Origin of the sequence: uncultured Collinsella sp. (assembly GCF_959026545.1) — a bacterium.
Taxonomy (GTDB): Bacteria; Actinomycetota; Coriobacteriia; order Coriobacteriales; family Coriobacteriaceae; genus Collinsella.
Genome location: NZ_CAUFLV010000032.1, coordinates 1 through 6,757, shown reverse-complemented (window position 1 = coordinate 6,757; position 6,757 = coordinate 1). Strand labels below are relative to the sequence as shown.

The 6,757-nt window shown below is 60.1% G+C and carries 5 protein-coding genes; 4 read left to right on the top strand and 1 reads right to left on the bottom strand.

Going from position 1 to position 6,757, the window contains the following annotated elements; all coding sequences use genetic code 11:
* Positions 1 to 89 precede the first annotated feature (89 nt).
* The 3 genes from Q5Q88_RS09170 (at position 90) to Q5Q88_RS09160 (ending at position 2,838) form a co-directional block, all read left to right on the top strand.
* Complete coding sequence (locus Q5Q88_RS09170) at positions 90 to 1,046, top strand: ABC transporter ATP-binding protein (RefSeq protein WP_294123357.1); 957 nt, start codon at positions 90 to 92, stop codon at positions 1,044 to 1,046.
* A complete protein-coding gene (locus tag Q5Q88_RS09165; RefSeq protein WP_302743143.1) occupies positions 1,043 to 1,753 on the top strand; it encodes an ABC-2 transporter permease in 711 nt (236 codons plus the stop codon). The genes Q5Q88_RS09170 and Q5Q88_RS09165 overlap by 4 nt, the downstream gene beginning before the upstream one ends.
* A gap of 284 nt (positions 1,754 to 2,037) precedes the next feature.
* Positions 2,038 to 2,838, top strand: coding sequence for a tyrosine-protein phosphatase (locus Q5Q88_RS09160; RefSeq protein WP_118652195.1), 801 nt, complete (start codon positions 2,038 to 2,040; stop codon positions 2,836 to 2,838).
* A 298-nt stretch (positions 2,839 to 3,136) separates the two neighbouring features.
* Here Q5Q88_RS09160 and Q5Q88_RS09155 read toward each other — a convergent pair whose 3' ends face one another.
* A complete protein-coding gene (locus tag Q5Q88_RS09155) occupies positions 3,137 to 5,494 on the bottom strand; it encodes an LTA synthase family protein (protein WP_118652198.1) in 2,358 nt (785 codons plus the stop codon).
* Positions 5,495 to 5,712: 218 nt separating this feature from the next.
* On the opposite strand from Q5Q88_RS09155, the gene Q5Q88_RS09150 reads away from it, so the two are divergent.
* Positions 5,713 to 6,504, top strand: coding sequence for a nitroreductase family protein (locus Q5Q88_RS09150; protein WP_118652201.1), 792 nt, complete (start codon positions 5,713 to 5,715; stop codon positions 6,502 to 6,504).
* Positions 6,505 to 6,757 lie beyond the last annotated feature (253 nt).

Sequence of the window (6,757 nt, the reverse complement as noted above, 5' to 3'; positions counted from 1 at the left end):
CAGGCCATCGAAGCTGGCAGGGCGCTCGATTTGGGCGATGAGGAGCTCATCGAGATGATGAGGACCCTTTTGGAGAGTGACGACTAGCTATGACTTCATCACGAGTGGGCGCGCCTCTTATCGAGGCTCGCAATATCACCAAGCATTACGACGGTTTCACACTGCAGGGCGTATCCCTCACGGTGGAACCGGGGCAAATCGTGGGTTTTATCGGGCAGAACGGCGCTGGTAAATCAACGACCATCAAGGCCCTGCTCGGCATCATCGGTATCGATGCGGGCGATGCCCGAATCTTGGGTGTCGATGCGCGCGGGCTGTCCGGCGCCGACGCCGCGGTGAAGGAGCGCATCGGCGTAGTGTTCGACACCGTTTCGATGCCGCCGCATATCAAGATCGCCGAGGTCGGCAAGCTTATGGAGCGCGCGTATCGGAATTGGGACGCGCGCGTGTTCGAAGAGTATCTTCACCGGTTCAAGCTCGATTCGAGGAAGGCGATTAAAGAGCTGTCTCGCGGTATGGGTATGAAGTTGAGCTTGGCTTGCGCCCTGGCGCACAACCCGCAGGTGCTCATCTTGGACGAGGCGACCGCCGGGCTCGACCCCATGGCACGCGATGAGGTGCTCGACATGCTGCGCGAGTTTGTGGCGGTGGAGGATGCCGCGGGAAACCCGCAGCATGCGATTCTGATGAGCAGCCATATCACGAGCGATCTCGACAAGATCGCCGACACGGTGGTGTGCATCGATGACGGGCGTATCGTGTTTGCCTGCGACAAGGACGAAATCTGCGACCTCATGGGAGTGGCGCGGTGCCGTGCGGCGGAGGTCGAGCAGGTGCTGGCGAGCGCGCAGGCGCCTATGGAGGTGCGCGTTTTGCATCACGACTATGGTGTGGACCTGCTCGTTTCCGATCGTTTTGAGTTCATGCGCGCGTTCCCGCAGATCCCATGTGACCGCGTGTCGATTGACGACTACATGGCGCTCGTCCTCAAGGGCACGGTCCTGCATCCGCGTGACGGCGTCCAGAAAGGCGGTGATGCGCGATGATGCGCATGCTCAAGATGGAGCTCACGGTGTCTGGGCAATACCTCAGGCAGCTGGCGTTCGGCATCCTGTTCATGGCGGTGTGTTTCACGGTGGGCATGGGCAGCACTTCCATGTTGCCGGGCATCATTTTCATGATGGGGATGTTCAACCTGTCAAATAGCGCGAGTCATTACGACGAGCAAAACGATTGGGCTGCGTTTAGGTTGACCATGCCTGTGTCGCGCAGAGATGTGGTGTTGGGTCGCTATCTGTTCGTGCTGGCGGGCACGCTGATCGCGTCGCTGTTCGTTTCCGTAGCGGCGTGCCTGCTGTCCTGGATGGGCGGGGCTTCGCTGCTTCCCGAGGTGGTCGCCAACATGGTGCGCCTCGATGCGGATATGATTCGGGCGGGGGTGTTCGCCCTTGCGTTCTGCAGTGCCATGGGGTTTGTGATTGCATCGGTGTCCATGCCGGTGTTCTTCAAATTCGGCCAGACCAAGGCGACGCAGTGGCTGCCCTTCATCATGATGTTCTTGGGAGTTGCGCCGTTAATGGTGGGCGGCTTCATGGGCGAGGAGGCCATTATGGCCATGCAACAGGCGCTTTCGTTCGCGGAAACGCCTGAGGGCCTGACGTCGTTTGCCATGGGCGCTTTGATCTCCGGTGTGGTGTGCTATATCGTGAGCGCGCTGGTCTCTCTGCGGGTGTATAAGGCGCGCGACCTGTAAGGGTGCGCAAATGCCAAACAGTCTCAATTCGGGGACTGCCCCAACGCCAAACGTTCAATTCGGGGATCATCTTCATCCAGGGACCATCTTCAATTTGAGAGAGCGGGGCGGGTGCAATGGAATCCGCCCCTTTGTTTTGGCGATTCGGGCATTTCGAGGCAGAGCGGGATGCCGTAAACGTTGCGTAAGCAAGTGGCGAACACCGAGCGATACGATGTAGTGTACAAACCGCATGGAAAAATCCAGCGTATGAGAGCTTCGATTCGCAAGGTGGATTGGCACATATGGAAATTGCAACTGAGCGGCGCGATGCCGCAGTTCATTCCGCCGGCCCCCAGCAGCTTCCGCTTGCCCGCGTGAGAAACGTGCGCGATTTGGGCGGGTGTGCGTATAGGGCGGAGGACGGCTCGCAAGGGGAAACGGCATACGGCATCTTTCTTCGCGGCCCGTCTCTTCGCAAATTGACACCTGGAGACTATGAATATCTGCAGGAGTACGGAGAGGGTCTGAAATGCGTTGTCGATTTGCGCAGCGATTTTGAGGTTGGTCATTGGCCCGATCCTTATGCCCGCGGCCGAGACGGTGTGGCGTACGTGCATGTTCAGATGCTCGACCAGCTCAATTCGGGAAAGTTTCGTGACGCACTGCCGGATCGCATGTCGACGGTGTACAAGGGGCTGCTCGACAATCACGCTTCGAGCATCCGACGCGTGATGGAGTCGATTGACGCCTTTGGGCAGGATGGCTGCACGCTGTTTCATTGTCGGGCGGGCAAAGACCGGACGGGCGTTGTGGCGATGTTGCTGCTGGGACTCGCTGGGGTTTCGGATGAGGACATCGTTGCGGACTATGCGGCTACGCAGCGGTATCTCGGGCGGGGGATGCGTGCTCAGCGCGTGGCTGTTTCCGCACTTTTGTGTCGTCGCGCTCCTCGTTGCCTGTTCGAGGCGATTCCCGCCGAGATGGAATTGACGCTTGAGCATCTGCACGAGCGCTACGGAACGGTCCGGGAGTATCTGGAGGGTCACGCCGGGGTTCCCGTCGCCGTGCTCGACCGGATTGCGCATCGACTGAGGTTTGGGTGATCGCTTCGTGGGGGGGGGTGCGGCGTGTCGGAAAGTTCATGAATGGGACTTTTGGTAATTAGAATTCGAAACCGTGAAATGGCGGGTGAGAAGTTGGGAGCCCGACCTGCGGATTTGTCTTGGCGTTGGGGTTGTCTACCGGGCAAGGTCGGAAAGTAATTACCAAAAGTCCCTCAAGTGAAAAACGGAGACGGCAATCATATGCAAAACCCCTGCATGTTTTGATCGCATGCAGGGGTTTTGACGTCATGATATGCAGAAGCGGGCCGAGCGCTTGCCTCTTGACCTTTCGCTCGGGTTACTTGATTTGCGTCGTGCCGGGCGCGAGGTTCGGATCGGTCTCGTTCGCGGCGCTCTGGCGAAGCTTGGTGTACACATCCTTGCCGTCGCCAAAGAGCTCGTAGTACTGAATCGTGGCGTACTCGGAGCGCGCCTGCATTGCCTTTTGCAGCGAAGTATGGGCATCTCCGCCGTTCTCATCCTCCTTGACGCTGGACAGGTAGATGGTGCCGGTGGCGTCAAGGTAACCGGTGGTGTTGATGGCGGGCAGCGCGTTGCGCAGGGTGAGCTGAGCCTTCTGGTAGTCGTTGAGCGGCGCGCCGATGATGTTCATCATCTCGGTGCCCAGGTAGTTGGTGGAGAGGTTGTCCACATGGCTGTCCTGGTCGTTGCCGGCGACATCGTAGTTCGCCCAGATGAGGTAGTCGGTGGTCCACAGGCGCATGTTGTGCTCGGCCTTATCCTCATTGGTGAACCAGCGGTTGTTGTACTTGTCGGGGAAGAACGGCTGGTGGTCGCCAAAGAACACGAGCACGACGGGGCGGTCGAGCTTGCGCAGCTTGCCAACGAAGTCCTTGAGCGCGCGGTCGGATTCCTCAATGAGGGACAGATACTCGTTGACCTCGTTGTTCACCGCGCCGTCGATCAGGTAGTTGTTCAGCTTATCGGGCGGGAGCAGGCCGGTGTCATAGCCGGAGTGGTTCTGCATGGTCACGTCGAAGATGAACTGAGGCGCGGAGTCGGACTCGAGCATCTCGAGGATCTTGTCGTAGGTGGCGGCGTCGGACACCATGCCGCGGAGCTTCTCGGCATCCTGGAAGTCGTTGATCGTCATGAAGCGATCGAAGCCGAAGCCGGAGTAGACGTTCTCGCGGTTCCAGTTGGTGCCGTGGTTGGGGTGCATGGCCGTGGTGGTGTAGCCCAGATCCTTGAACTGCTCGGCGAGATTCTTGGTGTCGAGCAGGTCGTAGATCGTGTAGGGGTACACGCCCGACCCAAGGTAAGACATGGAGTTACCAGTGAGGAACTCGAACTCGGTGTTGCAGGTGCCGCCGCCGTACGCGCTCACGTAGAGGGTGCCGCGCGAGAGGGTGTCGGGGAGGTTCTTGAAGAACTGCGGGCCGTTGTAGCCGGCATGCATGTTCTGGTAGATGGAGAGGTCGGAGAACGTCTCGTTCATGATGGCGATAACCGTGGGCTTTTCCTTGGCGAATTGGGCCTCGGCATCGGTGCGCTGCTGGGTCTTGCCGGCAGTCTCGTCGTACTCGCCGGCGAGCTTCTTCTCGAGCTTTTCGGCCTTGGCCATATCGTAGTCTTTAGGCACGGGCGGCTTGATGGTCTGCGCGGAGGAGATGAACGTGGGGATGAAGCCCTGGCGGTAGTAGCTCTCGAGCGGGCGCCAGGTGTACACGGTGATGTTGAGGGTGTTGTAGTAGTCGATGAGCGTGACGTGGGCACCAACGCCAACGAGGCACAGGGCACCGATCAACAGGTTGGTGAGGAAGAGGCGGCGGTTGCGCTTGGCGGGCTCGGGGCGGAAGACGCCGGCGAGCGAGCACAGCAGCATGGAGATGGCCAGGAAGGTCATGCCGTACAGGCCGAACGCGCTGAAGATGTAGGTGAAGCCGCCACTCACCGCAGCGGCAGTGCCCAGGGCGGAAAGGTCGGCGGGCTGGATGGGCATGGACTTGAACGTGATGACGAAGAACTGCGCCATGCCGATGCCCCAGCATAGGAAGGCGACGAACGCCGGGGCGCCACCGCGACGCTGGAATAGGTAGAACAGGCCGGCCATGACGGCGGTGATGAGTGCCCACTCAAGCAGGATGCACAGCGGGTAGCACCAGGTGAGGTCATGGTTGGAGGGGGTTTCGAGCCCGAGCATGGCGAACAGGCCGGCGAGCAAGAGCAACATCACGCAGACCGCGGTGGGGCGGTGCAGCGCGATGCGGAGCTCGTGGGCGCGGCCGCGCAGCTTACGGCCCAGGCGACCGATGCGGGAGAGGTCCTCGTCGCGGGTGATGCGATGTGCGCACGCATCGTACTTGTCACATGCACCGCAGTCGGGTCGGAAGGTGCGGGCGGCGAGTTCGTCACCGAAACGCATGTAGGATTCGATGCGCGCCCAGGTGATGTCACGCGCGAAAGAGGCCCAAGTGCAGGCGGTGAGCACGGCGTTCAGGATGATGGGAGAGAGGATGTCGTCGGGCGCCATGCCAAGAAAGCCCAGCGCGACGGCAATGGCCTGCATGATGCAGAACGTGATGCCCCAGCCCATGCCGGAGCGATCACCCGATTCCTTGCGACGGGTGAGCTCCCGACGGCCCAAGTAGGCGGAGGCGACAAGCCCCGCGATGGATACGATGGCAGTGAACATACGACAACCTCTTCTTCGCTCAACGGATGTTAAAGCAGACGGCGTGCCCAAATCCTGGACAGCGCTTACCCGGCCTTGATAAACATGTGCTACGCGCGGAAGGCGACAAGGGAACATACTACCCACGGATTGTCGAGATTTAGTCGATAAGCTGCAGGTATCCGTTGTTTCCATAGAATGGGCCAAGAAGCGTAACCGATGCTTAAGGACGGCGGTAAATGGGAATGACGGGAAACGCGGTGCTCGACTGCATCGAGCGCAGGAGCTCGACACGGCAGTTCGACTTGACGGTGGAAATCACGGCCGAACAGCGGGAGGCCGTGCTCCATGCTGCGAGTAGGGCCCCAAGCGCCGGGGCGATGATGATGTATTCGATTATCGATATTCGCGAGCAGGCGACGCGAGATCGCCTCGCGGTGCTTTGCGACAATCAGCCGATGATCTCCAAGGCGCCGTGGGCGCTGGTGTTTGTGGTGGACTACTGCAAGTGGACCGACCTGTTCGAGCACGTGGGGTGCTTGACCGAGGAATTCGCGACCGAATCTGGCTGCACTGCCCGCCCGCATCCCGGTCTGGGCGATTTTGGAATCGCGGCGCAGGACGCGGTGATTGCGGCGCAGAATGCGGCAATTGCCGCCGAGGCGGTGGGATTGGGCACCTGCTACATAGGCGACATCATAGAGAACGCCGAGGAGGTGCGTGACCTTCTGTATTTGCCCGAGCACACCGTGCCCTTGAGTATGCTCATCCTTGGAACCCCTAAGAAGGAGCGCCCGGCAACCCCGCATCCGACCGTCAACCTTGTGATGGAGGAGCGCTATCGCCGCGCCGACGCTCCGACTATGGACGCTCAAATCGCCGAGATGGACGCGATGTTCCGCCCTCACGCAACGGAGTCCGGGGCGCGTGTGCGCGACATTTACACGCGCAAGCACACGAGCGACTTCATGGCCGAGATGAGCCGGTCGATGGACTTGTGGCTTCGGAATTGGCTTGGAAAGGGCTGGTAGAAACATCTCAAGCGCGATGCTCGGGGCTCCGCTGGGGCCTCGGTTTCGTGGCGAACGTCCTGGTACGCGCAAACAAAAAAGACCCATCCGGTTGGATGGGTCTTTTTGACATTCAGTGAGATTGCGGAGGCGCTCGTTAGCAGCGCTCATCCATGGCGACGCGTGCGATGCGGTCGACCGGCTTGAACTTGGTGAACAGCGGCACGTACTCGTAGAACACGCTGGAGTTCTCCAGGCCGAACCACTGCACCGG